We start from the raw sequence: 17,668 nt of genomic DNA on the forward strand, positions 1-17,668 counted from the left end.
ATGAAAAAAGTAAGCGCAGGGATAAGCGCAATCGTTACGGCACTGGCCATCGGCCAAAGCGTGATGGCTGATGATACTGAGCTGTACGTCTCTGGCGGCAATTTGAACGTCAGTTCGCGGCCGCAAGTGCTGATCATCATGGATAACTCCGGCTCGATGGAAAACAACAAAGTGACCGTCTCGTCCGATTACGATCCGAATACCAATTACATCTCTGGCAGTGGCGCCAACCGGATCTATTTCACTACGGGCAATCAGCCCCCATCCTTAAGTGATAACCCTAAGTATATTGATATTACCGACAATGGCTGTCGCAGTAGTGAGGCACCGTTAGCCCAGTACGGCCAGTTTACCTCGAAGTTTCGCTTTCATCATTTAGGTCAAAGTGCGGTGAATAACAAATGGCGTCAGTTAACCCGCGGTGAATGGCAAAATGGCACCTATATTGTTGATTGTGATACTGATATTGTTAAGTTGGATTTGGGGGCAAGTAGCCAATCTAGCGGCATTGCAATCGGCTTTCCGATGCACGGTAGCGCAACCGGGTACGACGGCAGTACGGCGAGTATGACGGTGGCAGAACTGGAAGCCGCCCGCGATGCAGCGCTGAGCGGCGCCAAGTTTGATGTTGCTAATGCGTACACCATGTACACCGCGAATTACCTAGATTGGTACCACAACCATCGTACTGAGACTGAAAAAACGCGCATTCGTGTCGCAAAAGACACCATCCATAACTTAGTGTCGACCACTCCTGGGGTTGATTTTGGTATGGCGATTTTTAACCGAAATGGTGATACCAGTGACATTACCGAGACAGAATTAAATAACAACGGCGGTCGGGTCATCTTTGGTATTCAAGAGATGACCGATACAAACCGAGCATCGATGTTGACCACGATGGAAGGGACCCCGGCAGACACTTGGACGCCGCTGTGCGAAACGCTGTTTGAAACGTACCGCTATTTTGCGGGATTGGCGCCGATGAACGGTCGCTACAATGCCACGCCAAATTATGATTCGGCTGTTATTAGTAATAACCTTTATTTGTCACCACTGCAGGATTGCCAAGCGCAAGCCTATGTGATTTTGATTACCGATGGTGCACCAACCAATGATTACCAATACAACAGTGTGATCGCTTCTGAGCTCGGGGCGTCAGCGCATGAATTTCCGATCTCTAGCAGTGATGCCATGACGGTGAGTGATCGGGGAACCGATCGGTCTAATTACTTACCAGCCATTGCTAAATTCATGTTTGAGAATGACATGAAGCCCAGCGCTACGGGTCAGCAGCGCGTGGTTACCTACACCATTGGCTTTTCCGAAGGCGCGGCGGATGCGGCACCGATTTTGAGTCAAACGGCCTCGGTTGGTGGTGGCACCTATTATGCTGCAGAAGATGCTAATGCGTTGAAAGAGAGTTTGACCGAAATTTTTACCGACATTCTGGCGACGAATGCTTCGTTCACCTCGCCATCGGTGGCCGCCAGTGCGTCCGATCGCACCAGTACCCGCGATGCGGTGTATTACGGCATGTTTTTACCCAGTGATAGCCCCCGTTGGCGTGGGAACTTGAAGAAAATGCGCATTGATGCCCAAGGTCGGGTTGTTGATGCCAACGGTGAGCTGGCCATTGGCAGTAATGGCAATATCGATAATTCGGCCTGTTCTATTTGGACTAAAGCAAGTACCTGTACCGCCGCTGAAAATGGCGGCGACGGTAACGACGTTACCATTGGTGGCGTGGTTGAATCGATGTTGGCACAAAACAACCGCAGCGTGAAAACCCTTGCCGGAGGCGCTGTTGTCGATCTTACCCTGGATAACCTAAACAGTGCTGCTGGCTCGGAAGCACTGCTGCGCTCTCGCCTCGGTGTTGATGCCAGCGTCAATCTGAATGGTTACGTTAATTGGCTGAAAGGCGTTGACGTGGACGATGAAGATCAAGACGGCAGTGTCGCCGATACAAGGGACAGTGTCTTTGGCGATCCGCTGCACTCCAAACCGTTGGCCATCAATTACAGCGAAAGTGGCAGCGGTGACGATGTGCGGATCCTAATTGGCACCAATCAGGGCTACCTGCACATGTTTAAAGACAGTGGCAACAGCGTCAGTGAAAGCTGGGCCTTGTTTTTGCCGGAACTGTTAAAAAACGTCAAATCATTGCGTGAGAACCCCAAAACCGGCGGTCATACCACGTACGGTTTGGATGGGGTGCCGGTGGCGTACATAAAAGACGCGAATGGTGATGGGCAAATCACGAGCGGAGATAGCGCTTGGGTTTACGTTGGTATGCGCCGAGGTGGCAGCAGCTACTACGCCTTTGATGTGACCAATCCGGACAGCCCAAGTTTGAAGTGGCGTATTGATGATGAAAGCACTGGCTTTGAACAATTAGGGCAATCGTGGTCTGAGCCTGTGGTAACAACCATTCCTGGTTATGCCAATCCAGTGGTGGTGTTTGGTGGCGGCTACGATACCAATAAAGATATCCAAGGGGCGGGAACAGAAGATAACGTTGGCAAAGCGTTGTATGTGGTTGATGCCAGTTCTGGCGCCCTGGTTCACCGCTTCGTCGGCGAAAACAGCAGCGGTAATACGTCGGCCTTTGCGACGGACGATTCCATCCCCAACAAAATTGCTTTACTTGATAGCGATGCCGATGGCACAACCGATCGCTTCTATGCCACCGATACCGGCGGCAATGTCTGGCGTTTTGACTTACCCGGAGTAACCCGTGCGCATTGGTCGGCTAATAAGTTTGCTGAGTTAGGGAGCAGCACACTCATTAGTGATCGTCGATTTTTCGCTGAAGTGAGCGTGGCCCAAACCAGTTTTGAGAAAAAACAAACCGTTTCTCAGCCTGGGCAGCAAGACATCATATCGGCGCAAGAGATCCCGTACGATGCGGTCGTGATCGGTTCTGGCAACCGTGCTCACCCGAATGGCAGTGGTACCAGTGATTACCTCTTTGCGCTGCAAGACAGGCAGATTAATACGCAACATTGGACCACCGCTAATCTGTATCCCGAGGCGATCACCACCAGCAACCTTTACAGCGTTGCGGGGGATCCCTTCGGTAACATTGGCGATGACGCAGACAAGCTGAGCAAAGAACTGGCACTGGGCGCGAAGCTGGGCTGGTACTATCCTTTAGACAGCAAAGAGAAGTCGTTGTCGGCACCGTTGATCGTAGCGGGTACGGCGTATTTCACAACCTTTACCCCTGGTGATGTCAGCAACAGCAACAGTTGTGTGGCTGCGGGGCAAGGCAAACTGTACGGCTTTAATTTACAGCAAGGCATCCACAGTTTTGCGATGAACATTGGCTCTAATTTACCGGATACGCCACAGATTTTGGTGCCACCGAAGCCCGATGATGCACCGAATGACTGGAACCCTGAACTTCGCTTAGTTGGGGTGGGCGGCGGCGAAAATCGCATTGGTACCGTTGCCACTGGTCAATCGTTGGTGCCAAGTCGGATCTATTATCACCATGGAGGGAAGTAAGGCGGTGAAAGCGAACGGATTTACCTTAATCGAAGTGATGATAGCAGTGGTGATAGTGGCTATTATTGCTTCGATTGCGTACCCCTCTTATCAGTCGTTTGTTGGTCGTGGTTATCGGGGCGAGGCGCATTCTCAGTTGAATCGTGTTGCTAACCTGCAAGAGCAGTATTATATGGATAATCGCGCCTTTACCACGGATTTAACCCAACTAGGGTTAGCAACCAGCCCGTTTGAAACCGACAGTGGCCGCTATAAAATCAGCGCGACCTTAGCGGGTGGCAGCTATACCCTAACGGCAGCGGCACAGGGTAATCAGCTTACTCTCGACAGCAGTTGCACCTCGTTGGTGTTAACCATGGAAGGGGTAAAAACCCCAACGGAGTGTTGGTAATGAAAACGACAATGGCAGTGATGGCAATGCTGCTCAGCAGCGGAGTTGCGGCGGCAGAGTATCGACAAGAATATAAGTGCTACGTGATTGATGAAACGGCTGTGCCCCACGTTTTCTTTGTGATGTTGAAGCCGAGCTTACGCTTAAGCCAAATTAGCAAACTACCGGGAAAACCCATTCTGGATGGTCTTGGCAAGCCGAAAGCCTACATCGACAAGGTGATGGAATGCGTGCCTCTTGAAGCGCAATTTAACAGTGCCGATGCGCGTTTCTTGGACGACAACACCCCACGTTAACTGCAGTTACCACTGACCCCCAAACTGCGTAGCATCCCTGAGCTTGATAAGCGGATGCTGCGCGAATATTCACTGTTAGCATCGTTTGGGCAGTAAACAAAATCGCCGTTATTAATGCTGCTACCGTCGCCGTTAAAGCGCACTTGATTGGCAGCATAAATCAGTTTGTCGGCGTCATTTAATGGTCTTCGCGTTTGCACGGTTTCATCGCCTAGGGTAAAGGAGTTGCTGCCATCGGCATCGATAAAAACGGTGTAGCCCTTACTCCAATCGCCATCGCAACTGTTGCTGCTTAAGTGACAGACCGTCACGCTGTTTTGATAAGTTGCGGCCAGTTGCCGAGCCATCATGAGATCTTGGTATAAACCATCGGTTGCACTGCGGCTGCGGCTGCTCATGGTTAAGGTGTGCAACGAGGGCACGGCAATGGCGATCAGCACGGCGGCAATGATCAGCGTGATCATCAGCTCAACGAGCGTCATCCCTTGGTTTCGTTTGCGCATCGTGGCTCTCCCCTATATTCCCATCGCGCTTTGGCTTACACTTGCGACGCATATAAAAGGATAGCTTGTGTTGGTATGAGTAAGTCGTTGAACATCGCCTTAGCGCAAAGAAATTACGTGGTTGGAGACATTGAAGCCAATGCCGCCGCCATCTGCAAAGACATTGATGCTGCCGTGCAGCAAGGCGCCGACTTGGTGCTGTTTCCCGAGCTGGCACTGACCGGCTATCCACCGGAAGATCTGTTGTTACGGCCAGATCTGTACCAGCGCTGCGTTGAGCAACTGGCACTGATCCAGCACCACAACCCAGCGGTCGGGGTGATTGTTGGCCACCCTCATCGACAAGATGGCGAACTCTATAACAGCGCCAGCCTGTTCCATAACGGGCAAACCTTGGCGCTGACTCACAAGCAAAAGCTGCCTAATTACCGTGTCTTTGATGAACAGCGCTACTTTGCCTGCGGCAGCAGCTCTTGCGTTGTGGAATTTGCAGGCCACCGCTTAGGCTTACTGATCTGTGAAGACATCTGGCATCCAGAGCCCGTAGCTCAGCTGCGTCAACAAGGGGCAGAAATCTTACTGAGCCTGAACGCCTCGCCGTTTGATATGACCAAGCTGGATGAGCGTTTAAATGTGCTGGAAGCGTGCAGTGCAGAAGCGCAGGTGCCGGTGGTTTACCTGAATTTACTGGGCGGCCAAGATGAGTTGATCTTTGATGGCCACTCGATGGTGGTTGATAGCCGTGGTCGCATTACCCACGAGCTGCCCCAGTTTGAATCCACTTTGGCCGTAGTTAACTTTGTTGATGGCGAGCCGCAAGCGGGCGAGCGCACTGCGCCGCCGAGCACAGAGGCTCAAATTTATAACGCACTGGTTTTATCGGTGCGTGATTACATCAATAAAAACCGCTTCAGTGGTGCGGTGCTTGGGTTATCCGGTGGTATCGATTCCGCGCTTACCCTCGCCATTGCTGCGGATGCCATTGGGCCGGAAAAAGTACAGGCGGTGATGATGCCGTTTAAGTACACCTCGGACATCAGCCAAACCGACGCCGCTGCCCAAGCGCAGGCAATGGGCGTCAGCTACGACAGCGTGTCGATCGAACCGATGTTTGATGCCTTTATGGGGCAGTTGGCGCCCATGTTTGCCGGTACAAAGCCCGACACCACCGAAGAGAATCTGCAAGCCCGTACTCGTGGCGTGTTGTTGATGGCACTGTCGAATAAGACCGGAAAAATTCTGCTGACCACCGGCAATAAGAGCGAACTGGCCGTGGGTTATTGCACCTTGTATGGCGACATGTGTGGCGGCTTTGCGGTGATCAAGGATCTGCCCAAACAGTTGGTGTATAGCCTGTCGCGTTACCGCAATAGCCTGTCGGCGGTGATCCCAGAGCGGGTGATCACCCGGCCGCCATCTGCAGAGCTGGCCCCAGATCAAGTGGATCAAGATAGCTTGCCTCCTTATGATGTACTGGACGACATGCTTGAACGTTATGTCGAGCAGGACCAAAGCGTTGCCGACATCGTAGCGGCAGGGCATATCGAAGCAGATGTACGCCGAGTGATCCGCTTGGTGGACTTAAACGAATATAAACGGCGCCAAGCTGCGGTAGGACCGCGGGTAACGCCTCGAGCCTTTGGGAAAGATCGTCGCTATCCGATCACCTCAGGGTTTGGTAAACGTAACTGGTAAAGGACAACGATGAAAAAGCTCGAAGCAGTAATCAAACCATTTAAGTTAGACGATGTACGTGAAGCCCTTGGCGAGATCGGCATTGCTGGCATGACCGTGCAAGAAGTGAAAGGCTTCGGGCGTCAAAAAGGCCATACCGAGCTGTACCGTGGTGCGGAATACATGGTCGATTTTCTGCCAAAGGTGAAGCTGGAAGTGGTGGTCTCCGATGAGATGATCGACCAAGCGATTGAAGCCATCGTTGATACCGCTCGCACAGGTAAGATCGGAGATGGTAAAATCTTCATTACTGACGTAGAGCGGGTGATCCGGATCCGCACCGGCGAAGAGAACGAAGAGGCGATCTAAGCCCTTTCGGATAGCTGACCAAAGGCGCCCGATGGCGCCTTTGTTGTTTTCAGCTTTGCCCCATATTGTTAATGTGCCGCGCCTATTGGCCACAGAGGAATCACCATGAGTAACACCCCCAACGCACTGGCGTTATCTGCCGTGCGTAAAACCTATGCCGGTGGCGTACAAGCGTTGCGCGGCATCGACCTTACCGTGGCCCAAGGCGATTTTTTTGCCTTGCTTGGCCCCAACGGAGCCGGCAAGTCCACCACCATTGGTGTGATCAGCGCCTTGGTGAATAAAAGCAGCGGCACCGTTAAAGTATTTGGCCATGACATCGATACCGATTTAAACGATGCCAAGCGCTGCATTGGTTTGGTGCCGCAAGAGTTCAATTTCAATCAATTTGAAACCGTGCTGCAGATTGTGGTGAATCAGGCGGGATTCTATGGCGTGCCCAAAGCGGAAGCACTGCTGCGCGCCAAGAAGTACCTGTCTCAGCTGGATCTGTGGGAAAAGCGCGATGCCCGTGCCCGTGAACTCTCCGGTGGCATGAAGCGACGGTTGATGATCGCTCGTGCCTTGATGCACCAGCCAAAGCTGTTGATCTTAGATGAGCCAACCGCAGGGGTGGATATTGAGATCCGCCGTTCGATGTGGGAGTTTTTGCAGCAGATCAATGCTGATGGCGTCACCATCATCTTAACCACCCACTACCTTGAAGAAGCAGAAATGCTGTGTCGCAACATCGGCATTATCGATAAGGGCCAGCTGGTGGAGTGCACCAGCATGAAAGCGCTGCTGGCTAAGTTGGATGTGGAAACCTTTGTCTTAGATACCCCATTAGATGCCCCTAGCGCGCAGCTTGATGGCTTTGTGAGCCGTCAGTTAGACGCACACACCTTAGAGGTGGATGTGCCTAAAAGCGCCAGCTTGAATCAGGTGTTCTCGCAGCTGTCACAGCAGGGGATTGAAGTGCTGTCGATGCGCAACAAAGCTAACCGCTTAGAAGAGCTGTTTGTGTCCTTAGTGGAAAATGGTCGTGAGGAGCAAGCATGAGCCACCCTTACTGGATTGCGTTCACCGCCTTGGTGCGTAAAGAGGTCAATCGTTTTAGCCGTATTTGGGTGCAAACCCTAGTGCCGCCGGCGATCACCATGACCCTCTACTTTTTGATTTTTGGTAATCTTATCGGCAGTCGTATTGGCCAGATGGGGGGCTTCAGTTACATGGAGTTCATTATGCCGGGGCTGATCATGATGTCCGTGATCACCAACTCTTATGCGAACGTAGCCAGCTCGTTTTTCAGCGCGAAGTTTCAGCGCAATATTGAAGAATTGTTGGTGGCCCCCGTGCCCAACATGCTGATCATTATTGGCTACGTAGCCGGTGGTGTGGCCCGCGGTCTGTGTGTTGGTGCCATTGTAACAACCGTCGCCTTACTGTTTGTCGACATTCAGATCCACAGCGTGCCGATGCTGATTTTAACCGTACTGATGACCTCAATCATGTTCGCGTTAGGTGGGTTGATTAACGCGATTTTTGCCAAAACCTTTGATGACATTTCAATCATTCCGACTTTCGTGTTAACGCCGTTAACCTATCTTGGTGGGGTGTTTTACTCCATCAGCTTGCTGCCGGATGTGTGGCAGAACGTGTCGCAGTTGAACCCCGTGGTATACACCATTAACGCCTTCCGTTATGGCTTCTTGGGGATCAGCGATGTGAGCGTTAGCATGTCCTTGGCCATCATGGCCACTTTCATCGTGGTGTTAACCGCCATCGCTTACCGATTAATTGATAAAGGCATAGGGCTGCGCAGCTGATGGAACAAGGCAATTCACGGATCATCGAATCCAACCAAGATGGGCTGCACGAAAGTTTAGATGCCACGGTGCAGCGGCACCTACAGCATCAATTTCGAGCCCCGTATGCCGATCACAGCCTGAAGTTGTTTGAACAACTGAAGGCATGGAAAGAGCAAGACGGGCGTCCGCTGGTGTTGGACTCCTGCTGTGGCGTGGGTGAGTCCACCGCCAATCTGGCTAAGCGTCACCCTGACGCGATTGTGCTGGGGATGGATAAGTCCGCCGCGCGGGTGGAGAAACATCAGCATTACCACAGTGGCGTCGATAACTACCAAGTGGTGCGAGGCAACCTTAACGACCTGTGGCGGCTAATGGCGGCAGATGGTTGGCAGCCTAGCCACCACTATTTGCTGTACCCCAACCCGTGGCCGAAATCGTCACATCTGCAACGCCGTTGGCACGGTGGGCCGCTGTTTCCATCGTTATTAGCGTTAGGCGGGCAATTAGAGCTGCGTTCTAATTGGCGGATCTATCTGGAAGAGTTTCAGCGAGCGTTGGCGCTGGCGGGACATCAAAGCCAATTTGAGCCATTGCCCGATGAATCACCACTGACCCCTTTCGAACGTAAATACGGTCAGTCTGGGCAGTCACTGCACCGGCTGGTGGCGAACTTGACCACCAAGTTGTAAAAACCACGAGTCGAAAACCATAAAGCCCTGTTTATTTCTTTAATAAACAGGGCTTTATTCTATTGGCACGAAATCTGCTATGGCCTTAGTTATTGTTTGTTTCGCCCAGAATGGGTTTAGGTCACGGAGTGGGTGTCATGCCAAGAGTGCAGCTGAAATTGATGTTACTGGCGATCAGTATGTTGGTGGTGTTATCGAGCCAAGCGTTGTTGGTGTGGCTGCTGCAGGGCTTGTAACGTAGGTGTTGTAACAGTAGGCGCGGCGTTGCTGGGTGAATCGAACCCACCGCGGCTCAGTGCTTAAACCAGCTAACGCACTCTAAAACTCCGCTGTCGCTAGACACAAAAAAGCCCCTTTGTTCAGGGGCTTTATCACATCATCCGCGGCGTTATTCCTCTTCGGAGGCGCTGTAGTTCTGCTCCAGTAAATCGACCAGTTGATGGCCAACGGTGCCATCACGCCATGAACTGTCTTGCTCGCTGGCATGTTCTGCTTGCTGCTGTTCCTGCATGTCCTGCTCCATCGTTACGACCACAGTGATTGTGTGAACCTGCTCAAATAAATATCACTCTACGGGTAAAAGATCGACCATTTAAATGAAATTAATTGTTCGTTTTTGGCGAAATCTGTTTTCTTGATCACCGCAGGCGCACAGTAAAATCGTTAGCATTGCGGCAATTTTTCATGTCTGGACAGAGAGATGCTGATCCCGTTGTTGCAGCTGGCGTGTGTGCTTACCGCGCTCTATTTTTTATTTAATCTTTACCAAGTGTGGCGCCTGCAGCCAGGGGGGTGGTTCGGCCCCAAATCGATCGCCGTGGCCGTGGTTGGTTTTGTCGCTAACTTCTTAGATACCTTGGGGATCGGCAGCTTTGCGATCAAAAGTGCGGCTTATAAGCAATTTAAATTAGTTGATGATCGCTTGTTGCCCGGCACCATGAATGGTCAGTGTGTGCTGGCGACCATGGTGCAAGCGCTGATCTTTCTTGGGGTGGTGGAGGTTGATCCGCTGACGCTGCTGAGCATGATTGCCAGCGCCGTCGCCGGTGCGGTGGTGGGAGCCCGTTTTGTCGCGCAGTTAGACCGACAAACAGTACGCATCGCGATGAGCCTGAGCCTAGCGGTAGTGGCGCTGCTGATCTTAGCAGGGCAGCTGCAGCTGTTTCCTCTGGGCGGAGAAGCAACGGGGCTGACCGGCGGCAAGCTGTTGCTGGCCATCGCCGCTAACTTTGTTTGGGGGGCATTAATGACCGTTGGGGTTGGGATCTTCGCCCCCTGCATGACCACCGTTTACCTGTTGGGGATGAACCCACTGGCGGCGTTCCCCATCATGATGGCTTCCTGTGCCATGTTGGCTCCGTTTTCTGCCAGCACCTTTGTGCGTAAACAGGCGGTGGATCGGGCGGCGGTATTGGCGGTTGCGATCACTGGGCCTATCGCGGTGCTGCTGGCGGCATTTTTAGTGCAATCGCTGCAATTGGATACCTTAAAGTGGTTGGTGTTTGTGGTGGTGCTGTGGACCTCGTTCAGCATGTTCCGCTCTTACCAGCATGAGCGGGTTCAGTAATCCTTCCTGTGGTTAATTGAGTCATCAGCTTCGACACCCTCAAGCCCTCGGTTTGAGGGTGTTTTTTTTGCTGGCGTCAAAGCGGTGCCGTTGTTGCGATGAAGCCGATGGGCAGCAATCGCTTGTAAATGCCTTAGCCGAATAACATGAAGAATGAATAAAAATTCATCAACTATTTGGTTGGCATGAATGTGAGTCAAATTGGGACAGTGTGATGCAAAAAACTGAAAGATATTACCTTGGTGGACTTTTTGTCCGTCGGTGCTTGCCTTTTGGTTGTTATGGGGCGTTTTGTGGCGTTATGACGGTCGTTGGCGTTGATTGGCAAAGCGATAGCTGGCGCATACTTTGACAATTTGTCCGCTGCAAAAATCAAAAGTTAGGGCTGTCGCACAGTTGCCGCCCAGATTGCTGATTAAAGTGAACACAACATCAGGCACCACAGGCACTTAGGGGATAATGACAATGACAGCCATGGAGACAGGCTCAACAATGAGCTGGGGATCACCCAATCAAGCACGTTTTCGTCAACGTGACCAAGTTCTGGTTCGCTTAGCGGAGCAGCTGTTGCAGCAGCAGGGGCTGGTTTCATTTCGTTTCTCTGAATTAGCGCCATTAGCTGGATGCAGTGCAGGCACCTTGTATAAGCACTTCTCCAGCAAAGAAGATCTGTTGGTGGCGATTTTAGCTCGGCATGTTGAGCATCTGGTTGAGCGTCAGCCGCATTTGATGAGCTGTGAATTGAGCTTTGCGGAACGCTGGGTGGCGATGCACCTCTTTGCGGTGATAGCCAGCAAGCGTTGCAGTTGGACCTTAGGGTTAACCGCGCTTGGTGGTCAGCCGAAAGTGATTGAGCGAGCCAGTGAATACCGAGTGCAAGAGCTGAAGATGTACTTGGATCAGTTCTATAGCGCCATCTTACGGGTGGTGGAAGGGGCTCGCATTCAAAGTGAGTTGTTTGCCAGTGACAACCAAGTTGCGATGGTGCACAGCATGCTGACTTATTTAGAGCGTGGCGCCAGTGGTGCTCAGGAAAACCCACTGTTGTCTGGTTCGGTTAAGCCCCTCGACAGCCGACAGCTGTTTGATGCGTTTGCGGTGTACATTAACTCGTTGGATTGGAGCACCCCATTGCGCCCGGATTCTTACAACCGGGTGATGGCCGAAGTGGAGCACCAATTGGCCGAATGCGATCGAGAGCAGGCGCTGCTGCAAGCACTGTGATCCTGTCCGCATTAAAAAAGGCCGCGACTGCGGCCTTTTTGGATCTTAAGCGGCGTGGCGTCGGCCGCCATTTAACGTGCTGATGAAATCAGGCCGTGAAGACAAAAGGTGCTGACGCTGTTCGTCGGTCATATTGGCTTCGGGCAAACGCAATGCTTGGCGGCTTAATAGCTGTTTGGCGTTAGGGTTTAAACGCAATAAACCCACGGTGCCTTCAATGGCGTAATGCTGCACACTGCCGGCCTCTTCTAAGATGCCGACTTTCAGCAACTCGCTGACCGCGGGGTGGCCATAGGGCATGCGTACAACGCTGCTGGCCTGCAGAAAGTACTCACGTAAAATGGCGCGCTCCTGCCCATCTAACAGGGCGATCTTGCGTTCAAACTGCTGTTGTTGTTCCAGCTGGCGGCGTTTGTAGGTGGCCTTGTGCAACAACCACAGTAACCATTGACCAAGCAGATAGCTGGCGGAAAAAACCACCATCAAGCCTAAGCTAAAGCCGTTATTGGCCACCCATTGTTGCAGGTACAGCGATTGCAGCGTGGGGATCGGCAACACCAGCATCGCTAAGGTCGCGATCAGTAGCCATAAGGCCACTTTAGTGCCTAGCCCGGTCCAGTCGATACGGCTGACATTGGCCCAGAAATGATTCATGTAAAACTCGTCAGAAGGTTGACTATAGCAAGGTTTAAGCAAGCATGATGCCACAGTGCTCGATGGAGGCACTAGCGCCTTTTGGGCGGCGTGTAGGGCTGGATCTCAATCTTGTTGCTGCTCACGGCGATGCGGCTAGGGCCTGTCTCTTTGCTGCTGCTGTGGCGCTCGTGGCCGATCTCAAATAAAACCCGCGGGTGCAGCTGCTTCAGTACCTTAATATCAAGATGTTGATAAAAATCCTGTAAGGCGAGCTCTTGCTGTTCCAGTTGCTGCTGGTTTTCCCCTAAGCGCGCTTTATGGCTGGCAACACTTTGTCGCAGCGGTTGCTGTAACTCGGTACTGGCGTGTTCTTGCACCAGTTGTTTCAATTGCAATTGCTGAGTCACGATCTGCTTGGACAGTTCAGTTTGTTGTTGCATCAGTTGCTCTACCTGCTGCTTTAATGGCTGATAGTCGCTGCCGATCTGCACCTTGGTTTCGGCCCCGGCTTTGGTGCCAAGCTCAACGCAAATCAGGCTACCGCGGGCACTGGCTTGGCCGCCAAATAAGCCCCCTTGCATCCGCTGGGGATCGCCAATCTCAATGTGTTGCTGCGACTCTAACTGACAATGGTTGCACTGCAGTTCAATGTGGATATTGCCAATGGCATTGATGTGGGTGAATTGCGCGTATTTAACGTGAATGTTACCGCCGGCTTGCAGCTTGCAGCTAAGCTGTTGCTCTCGTTGGCGACCGATAACCCCTTGCGCGATGGTGATGTCGCCACCGGCTTCAATTATCGCCCCTTCCACTAGGCCAGTAATGTGCACATCGCCACTGGCTTTGACGTGCATCCCTTCCGCCACGTTGCCGTGGATCTGAATGGCACCATCGAAATTTAAGTGGCCGCTGCGGACGCTCACCTCTTTCACCGTAAGCAGTTCATCCACGGCCATGCCGTTGAGGCTTTCGATGGGTAAACCGGAACGGGACGCGACGAGCAGGTTAGGATCGGTGGCGCTGAGCTCGGTGCCTACGCCGGGGGTGAGCTTGACCACGTTACCGGGCTCGGCCAGCAATTGTCGGCCAAACAGATCGTAGCCATGTTCACCTTGGCTCGGGGGATGGCGCTGCATCAAGACTTCGCCGCGCCCAACCATCTGCAGGGTCCCCAGATCGCGCAGATCCACCCGAGTACGATCTTTGGCTTGGGGGGTTAGGTGTCGTTCATGAGCCAGTTTAACCAGCCGTTGCAGGTAGCCATCGTGGCCGGTTTGCGCGGGCTTACCTTTGGCGATGATCCCTTGGTGCACGCTGCCTGGGCTGCCATTGCGGCTGTGTTCAAGCAGGGCCTTGATGGCGTTGCGGCTTAGCCCTTGTTGGATGTTCTTCTGTTTCAGCAGCACCAACAGGTCATCCACGCTGGCGTGCTTGCCGCCGTGGGGGAGGGTGAGGCTGGCGCTGAGCTGCATCTGATCCGCACTGATCTCTAACTGCCAAAAGCCATCCAGTTGCTTTGCCACCACTAAAGTCAGTGGTACCTCGGCAGTTTCGAGCTGTTGTAAGAGGGCAGGCCAATCTTGGCTTTGCGGTTGCAAGCAGGCAAAGCGGCTGGATTCAAACAAGCGTTGGATATCGGCAGGGCTGGTGCGCTGGTGTTCAGCAGGATCCAGCAACAGGGTTAACTGTTTTTGCTCGGGATCCCACAACAGCGCGTGTGCTTCTAACATGTAGGCTGATCTTATCTGGCAACAGTAAGATCATGGTGTTCTAAGCGCGGGGAAATGTACAGTTTTTGTAAGATTCAAATGCAGAAAACCCCTCGGCCCGTAAGGACCAAGGGGTCTAAATCTGGTGCAGATGGGGAGACTTGAACTCCCACGTCCTTTCGAACACTAGCACCTGAAGCTAGCGCGTCTACCAATTCCGCCACATCTGCAAATGTGGTGCTCGGGGGGAGACTTGAACTCCCACGTCCTATCGGACACTAGCACCTGAAGCTAGCGCGTCTACCAATTCCGCCACCCGAGCATTTTTATTTGTTGTTGGTGCAGATGGGGAGACTTGAACTCCCACGTCCTTTCGAACACTAGCACCTGAAGCTAGCGCGTCTACCAATTCCGCCACATCTGCGGCACGAACAACAAATTGTTCCGAACGATGATTTGGTGCAGATGGGGAGACTTGAACTCCCACGTCCTTTCGAACACTAGCACCTGAAGCTAGCGCGTCTACCAATTCCGCCACATCTGCGAATCATCGTTGGTACGGGGGCGCATTATAGAGAGATTGCGGTGCCGGTCAACCACGAAAACGATTTTATCTGCCGTCTGCGTATATTTTGAACTTGCTGTCTTGGTCGATGATATTAACCCGGCCAAAAACGTGATTCAGATCATCGCCGTAAGGCAGATGGTGGTTGGCCACAATAATCAGTTGGCCGCCGGGATTGAGCTTGGCCGCGGCGTCACGGATAAATTGCTGGGTGGTATTAAAGGTTTGATCCAAGCCGTGATGAAATGGTGGGTTGGATACGATCAGATCAAATTTGCCGTTGACCTGAGTCAAGCCATTGGAGCCGTAAACTTGGCCACAGAGTTGATGATCCGCCAAGGTGGTTTGAGCCGCGGCAATGGCCATGGCGTTGATGTCGACCATGTGCAGTTCAATCTTAGGATTGCGTTTGGCTAAAAAAGCCCCGATGACGCCATCGCCACAACCGAAATCCAGCACCCGACCGTGCGGCAGTTGCGGCAGGTTTTTCAGCAGCAGTGCGGTGCCTTGATCCAGATTGCCGTGACCAAAGACGCCGGGCAATGAGGCGAGGCTTAGCTCTCCATCGGGAGTTGCCACAGCATGACGTTGCCACCACTGGGCTGGGTTCCATGGTTGCTGCTGGGCATTAACACCACGCAGCAACTGGCAGTGGGCGCCAGAGGCGAGTTTTAGGGCAAAGTGGCTCCAAGGTTTCACCACCTTGGCAGCGGTGCGGATCCCGCCTTTGTTTTCGCCGACCCAAAAGAGGTTTTCGCCCGCTAATACCGCATTGCTGGCCAGCGCGGTTAACAACGCGAGCTGCTCTTTGGCTTTTGGCAGCCGAATGATGGCCGCATCAAAATGGTGGTGTGGCAATAAAGAAGGATCGCAGCCAAACAGTACCGTGGCTTTACTGGCAAAGCGTTGCAACTGTTGAAAGTGGATTAAATCTTGCGCCATCACGGTAACGCTGGCGCACACCTTAAGCAGTTCATCCAGCAAGTGATCGCCATCGGCATTAAGCAGCAGTAACTGTTTGCCTTGAAACTCATCAAGGTTCTTCTGCAACAGACGGCTAGGGTTGGAAAGGGTCATAAGATCTTCGTAACGGCTTGTTTGGCGCCAATTATACGCTGAATGACCGCGCTTGACCTACACTCAAACAAGCAAACTGGCAGCGGAGAGCACGGATGCGATTGGACACACAGGGAAGGTGTGTGCTGATGATGGGCTGGGCACTGGTGGCTCATGCCGAACCCATTGTGATTGGGCATCAACAGCAACAGCTAGAGCAATTGAGCAGCGCCGAATTAAGGGCGATGTTCAGCATGCGCCGACAATTTTGGCAAGACGGTACCGCCGTAGTGGTGTTTGTGCTGCCTGCCGACTCACCGCAACACACTCAATTTTGTACGAAAACATTGGGGCTTTTACCGTTCCAACTCACCCGTGCCTGGGACCGATTGACCTTCTCTGGCAACGGGGATCGCCCCCGCATTGTTTACACCCAAGCTGAAATGCGCCGTTTGGTGCACGCGACTCCAGGGGCCATTGGTTATATCGAACCAGCGTCTATGTCGATAGGGAGCAAGGATGACATTAAGATTTAGTGCAGCGGTAGTGGCCATATTATTAACCGGCGCCGCGCAGGCGAAGGTTGATGGCACTATTTATGCCTCACAGGGATTGGCATACACCACCGATGGCTACAACATCGCCGACCGAGAAGAGCTGGAAAGTGAATTTCGTGAATTGGCGCTGAACTTTAATTGGCGCGCCAGCCCTCGCTGGCGAGTGGCGGGTCAAGGCACCTGGCGTCAGTTAGGCAACTTATCGGATGAAGATCCCGCCATTGATTACCTGTTTGCGCAGTATCGCTACCCAGTCAGTAATGGCCAATTGAACGTATTGGCTGGCCGCTATAAAAGCCCCATTGGTTGGTACAACGCCAGCCGCGATAGCCTCTTTAGCCGCCCCAGCATCTTACTGCCGAACCTTTACCAAGAGTGGAACCGAGATGCGGTATTGCGCCGTGATGGCCTGCAAATCGAAGGGCTGCATTATTTTGGTGAGCAAAGCCTGAACTGGAACATTGGTTACGGCGAGCTGGATCTCAGTGACAACTTTGATGAGAACGTGGCGGGAACCACCGATGGCATCGATTCGGACAGCGATGGCGCCCTGATGATCACCGCCGAGTGGTATTCCCAGCCGTGGTTGCAGTTGAAGTACACCTACAGCGACAGCCGTCTTACCATCCGTAACAGCAATTTCTTCACCACCTTTGGGTTGCCGAGTTTGGACTACAAGGGGATCCGCCATCTGTTCAGTTTTCGCAGTGAAATGGGGCAATGGGAGCTGGTGTCCGAAATCGACTTTCAAGAGTTCGACATTGATTACGTGGATCTTGGCTTATCGCAAAGCACCGATGCGATTTCGGCCTATTTGCAACTGCGCTACTTGTTCAGTAACGAGTGGCAGTTCATCAGTCGCTACGATGAATATTACCCCGATAGTGATGACCGCGATGGCGACAACGTGGCACCACCGGGACGACCATTTAGCGCCTTCACCAAAACCTTCACGCTGGGTGCCAGTTGGCAATTTAGCAACGATTGGCAGCTGGCGGCGGAATGGCAGAACATCAATGGCACCGCGAATCAGCCGGCACGAGTGCGTAACTTAGACGATCAAGACAAGGTCAATAACTTGTTTATGTTGCAGCTGGCATATCGCTGGAACTGGTCACTATGAGGAGCT

At 52.6% G+C, this 17,668-nt stretch carries 17 protein-coding genes and 4 tRNA genes; 12 read left to right on the forward strand and 9 right to left on the reverse strand.

Translation table 11 applies throughout. The features are described 5' to 3' along the window. Genes Q0796_RS10100 through Q0796_RS10110 form a run of 3 tightly spaced genes read left to right on the forward strand, consistent with a single transcriptional unit; the run spans position 1 to position 4,200 of the window. Positions 1–3,513 (forward strand): PilC/PilY family type IV pilus protein, encoded by a 3,513-nt coding sequence (locus Q0796_RS10100; RefSeq protein WP_298442539.1) that lies wholly within the window; start codon positions 1–3, stop codon positions 3,511–3,513. Between the two features lie 4 nt (positions 3,514–3,517). Beyond that, positions 3,518–3,904 (forward strand): type IV pilin protein, encoded by a 387-nt coding sequence (locus Q0796_RS10105; protein WP_298442541.1) that lies wholly within the window; start codon positions 3,518–3,520, stop codon positions 3,902–3,904. After that, positions 3,904–4,200 (forward strand): TapY2 family type IVa secretion system protein, encoded by a 297-nt coding sequence (locus Q0796_RS10110; protein WP_298442543.1) that lies wholly within the window; start codon positions 3,904–3,906, stop codon positions 4,198–4,200. The genes Q0796_RS10105 and Q0796_RS10110 overlap by 1 nt, the downstream gene beginning before the upstream one ends. Here the strand turns inward: Q0796_RS10110 and Q0796_RS10115 are convergent. Beyond that, a complete protein-coding gene (locus tag Q0796_RS10115; RefSeq protein ID WP_298442546.1) occupies positions 4,197–4,703 on the reverse strand; it encodes a GspH/FimT family protein in 507 nt (168 codons plus the stop codon). The two genes, Q0796_RS10110 and Q0796_RS10115, sit on opposite strands and share 4 nt — an antisense overlap. A gap of 75 nt (positions 4,704–4,778) precedes the next feature. Between Q0796_RS10115 and Q0796_RS10120 the strand changes: the two genes are divergently transcribed. The 5 genes from Q0796_RS10120 to Q0796_RS10140 all read left to right on the forward strand — a co-directional run bounded on the left by Q0796_RS10120 (position 4,779) and on the right by Q0796_RS10140 (position 9,225). Then, complete coding sequence (locus Q0796_RS10120; RefSeq protein WP_298442549.1) at positions 4,779–6,398, forward strand: NAD+ synthase; 1,620 nt, start codon at positions 4,779–4,781, stop codon at positions 6,396–6,398. Between the two features lie 9 nt (positions 6,399–6,407). After that, positions 6,408–6,746 carry a P-II family nitrogen regulator gene (locus Q0796_RS10125; protein ID WP_298442551.1) on the forward strand — a complete coding sequence of 113 codons (339 nt, stop codon included), beginning with the start codon at positions 6,408–6,410 and terminating at the stop codon, positions 6,744–6,746. Positions 6,747–6,851: 105 nt separating this feature from the next. Beyond that, positions 6,852–7,787: an ABC transporter ATP-binding protein gene (locus Q0796_RS10130; RefSeq protein ID WP_298442553.1), complete on the forward strand. Its 936-nt coding sequence runs from the start codon at positions 6,852–6,854 to the stop codon at positions 7,785–7,787. Then, entirely contained in the window at positions 7,784–8,554 is a 771-nt protein-coding gene (locus Q0796_RS10135) for an ABC transporter permease (protein WP_298442556.1), read from the forward strand. Before Q0796_RS10130 ends, Q0796_RS10135 begins: the two co-directional genes overlap by 4 nt. Next, a complete protein-coding gene (locus Q0796_RS10140) occupies positions 8,554–9,225 on the forward strand; it encodes a methyltransferase domain-containing protein (RefSeq protein ID WP_298442558.1) in 672 nt (223 codons plus the stop codon). The genes Q0796_RS10135 and Q0796_RS10140 overlap by 1 nt, the downstream gene beginning before the upstream one ends. 388 nt (positions 9,226–9,613) lie before the next feature. Here Q0796_RS10140 and Q0796_RS10145 read toward each other — a convergent pair whose 3' ends face one another. After that, the gene (locus Q0796_RS10145) at positions 9,614–9,736 is read right to left on the reverse strand and encodes a hypothetical protein (RefSeq protein WP_298442561.1); all 123 of its coding nucleotides are present in this window, start codon (positions 9,734–9,736) and stop codon (positions 9,614–9,616) included. A 189-nt stretch (positions 9,737–9,925) separates the two neighbouring features. Here Q0796_RS10145 and Q0796_RS10150 point away from each other — a divergent pair, with 189 nt between their 5' ends. Both Q0796_RS10150 and Q0796_RS10155 read left to right on the forward strand, forming a co-directional pair. After that, positions 9,926–10,792: a sulfite exporter TauE/SafE family protein gene (locus Q0796_RS10150; protein ID WP_298442564.1), complete on the forward strand. Its 867-nt coding sequence runs from the start codon at positions 9,926–9,928 to the stop codon at positions 10,790–10,792. 492 nt (positions 10,793–11,284) lie between these two features. Then, positions 11,285–12,016, forward strand: coding sequence for a TetR/AcrR family transcriptional regulator (locus tag Q0796_RS10155; protein WP_298442566.1), 732 nt, complete (start codon positions 11,285–11,287; stop codon positions 12,014–12,016). A 45-nt stretch (positions 12,017–12,061) separates the two neighbouring features. Here Q0796_RS10155 and Q0796_RS10160 read toward each other — a convergent pair whose 3' ends face one another. From Q0796_RS10160 to Q0796_RS10190, 7 genes are all read right to left on the reverse strand, one after another. Then, positions 12,062–12,670: a superinfection exclusion B family protein gene (locus tag Q0796_RS10160; RefSeq protein ID WP_298442569.1), complete on the reverse strand. Its 609-nt coding sequence runs from the start codon at positions 12,668–12,670 to the stop codon at positions 12,062–12,064. 71 nt (positions 12,671–12,741) lie between these two features. Continuing rightward, complete coding sequence (locus tag Q0796_RS10165) at positions 12,742–14,382, reverse strand: FapA family protein (protein ID WP_298442572.1); 1,641 nt, start codon at positions 14,380–14,382, stop codon at positions 12,742–12,744. A gap of 122 nt (positions 14,383–14,504) precedes the next feature. Then, positions 14,505–14,591: transfer RNA gene (locus Q0796_RS10170), tRNA-Leu, on the reverse strand. A 5-nt stretch (positions 14,592–14,596) separates the two neighbouring features. Beyond that, a tRNA-Leu gene (locus Q0796_RS10175) sits at positions 14,597–14,683 on the reverse strand. A gap of 15 nt (positions 14,684–14,698) precedes the next feature. Then, a tRNA-Leu gene (locus Q0796_RS10180) sits at positions 14,699–14,785 on the reverse strand. 33 nt (positions 14,786–14,818) lie between these two features. Then, positions 14,819–14,905: transfer RNA gene (locus tag Q0796_RS10185), tRNA-Leu, on the reverse strand. A 66-nt stretch (positions 14,906–14,971) separates the two neighbouring features. Continuing rightward, positions 14,972–16,003 carry a methyltransferase gene (locus tag Q0796_RS10190; protein ID WP_298442575.1) on the reverse strand — a complete coding sequence of 344 codons (1,032 nt, stop codon included), beginning with the start codon at positions 16,001–16,003 and terminating at the stop codon, positions 14,972–14,974. 95 nt (positions 16,004–16,098) lie between these two features. Between Q0796_RS10190 and Q0796_RS10195 the strand changes: the two genes are divergently transcribed. Then, complete coding sequence (locus tag Q0796_RS10195; RefSeq protein WP_298442577.1) at positions 16,099–16,518, forward strand: hypothetical protein; 420 nt, start codon at positions 16,099–16,101, stop codon at positions 16,516–16,518. After that, positions 16,502–17,662 carry a hypothetical protein gene (locus Q0796_RS10200; protein WP_298442580.1) on the forward strand — a complete coding sequence of 387 codons (1,161 nt, stop codon included), beginning with the start codon at positions 16,502–16,504 and terminating at the stop codon, positions 17,660–17,662. The genes Q0796_RS10195 and Q0796_RS10200 overlap by 17 nt, the downstream gene beginning before the upstream one ends. The last annotated feature ends 6 nt before the right edge of the window (positions 17,663–17,668 follow it).

The organism is uncultured Ferrimonas sp. (assembly GCF_947489035.1).
GTDB lineage: Bacteria > Pseudomonadota > Gammaproteobacteria > Enterobacterales > Shewanellaceae > Ferrimonas.

Coding starts and splice junctions, on each gene's coding strand:
- Q0796_RS10100 (WP_298442539.1), top strand. CDS start 1: ATGAAAAAAGTAAGCGCAGGGATAAGCGCAATCGTTACGGCACTGGCC.
- Q0796_RS10110 (WP_298442543.1), top strand. CDS start 3,904: ATGAAAACGACAATGGCAGTGATGGCAATGCTGCTCAGCAGCGGAGTT.
- Q0796_RS10115 (WP_298442546.1), bottom strand. CDS start 4,703: ATGCGCAAACGAAACCAAGGGATGACGCTCGTTGAGCTGATGATCACG.
- Q0796_RS10120 (WP_298442549.1), top strand. CDS start 4,779: ATGAGTAAGTCGTTGAACATCGCCTTAGCGCAAAGAAATTACGTGGTT.
- Q0796_RS10125 (WP_298442551.1), top strand. CDS start 6,408: ATGAAAAAGCTCGAAGCAGTAATCAAACCATTTAAGTTAGACGATGTA.
- Q0796_RS10130 (WP_298442553.1), top strand. CDS start 6,852: ATGAGTAACACCCCCAACGCACTGGCGTTATCTGCCGTGCGTAAAACC.
- Q0796_RS10135 (WP_298442556.1), top strand. CDS start 7,784: ATGAGCCACCCTTACTGGATTGCGTTCACCGCCTTGGTGCGTAAAGAG.
- Q0796_RS10140 (WP_298442558.1), top strand. CDS start 8,554: ATGGAACAAGGCAATTCACGGATCATCGAATCCAACCAAGATGGGCTG.
- Q0796_RS10145 (WP_298442561.1), bottom strand. CDS start 9,736: ATGCAGGAACAGCAGCAAGCAGAACATGCCAGCGAGCAAGACAGTTCA.
- Q0796_RS10150 (WP_298442564.1), top strand. CDS start 9,926: ATGCTGATCCCGTTGTTGCAGCTGGCGTGTGTGCTTACCGCGCTCTAT.
- Q0796_RS10155 (WP_298442566.1), top strand. CDS start 11,285: ATGAGCTGGGGATCACCCAATCAAGCACGTTTTCGTCAACGTGACCAA.
- Q0796_RS10160 (WP_298442569.1), bottom strand. CDS start 12,670: ATGAATCATTTCTGGGCCAATGTCAGCCGTATCGACTGGACCGGGCTA.
- Q0796_RS10165 (WP_298442572.1), bottom strand. CDS start 14,382: ATGTTAGAAGCACACGCGCTGTTGTGGGATCCCGAGCAAAAACAGTTA.
- Q0796_RS10190 (WP_298442575.1), bottom strand. CDS start 16,003: ATGACCCTTTCCAACCCTAGCCGTCTGTTGCAGAAGAACCTTGATGAG.
- Q0796_RS10195 (WP_298442577.1), top strand. CDS start 16,099: ATGCGATTGGACACACAGGGAAGGTGTGTGCTGATGATGGGCTGGGCA.
- Q0796_RS10200 (WP_298442580.1), top strand. CDS start 16,502: ATGACATTAAGATTTAGTGCAGCGGTAGTGGCCATATTATTAACCGGC.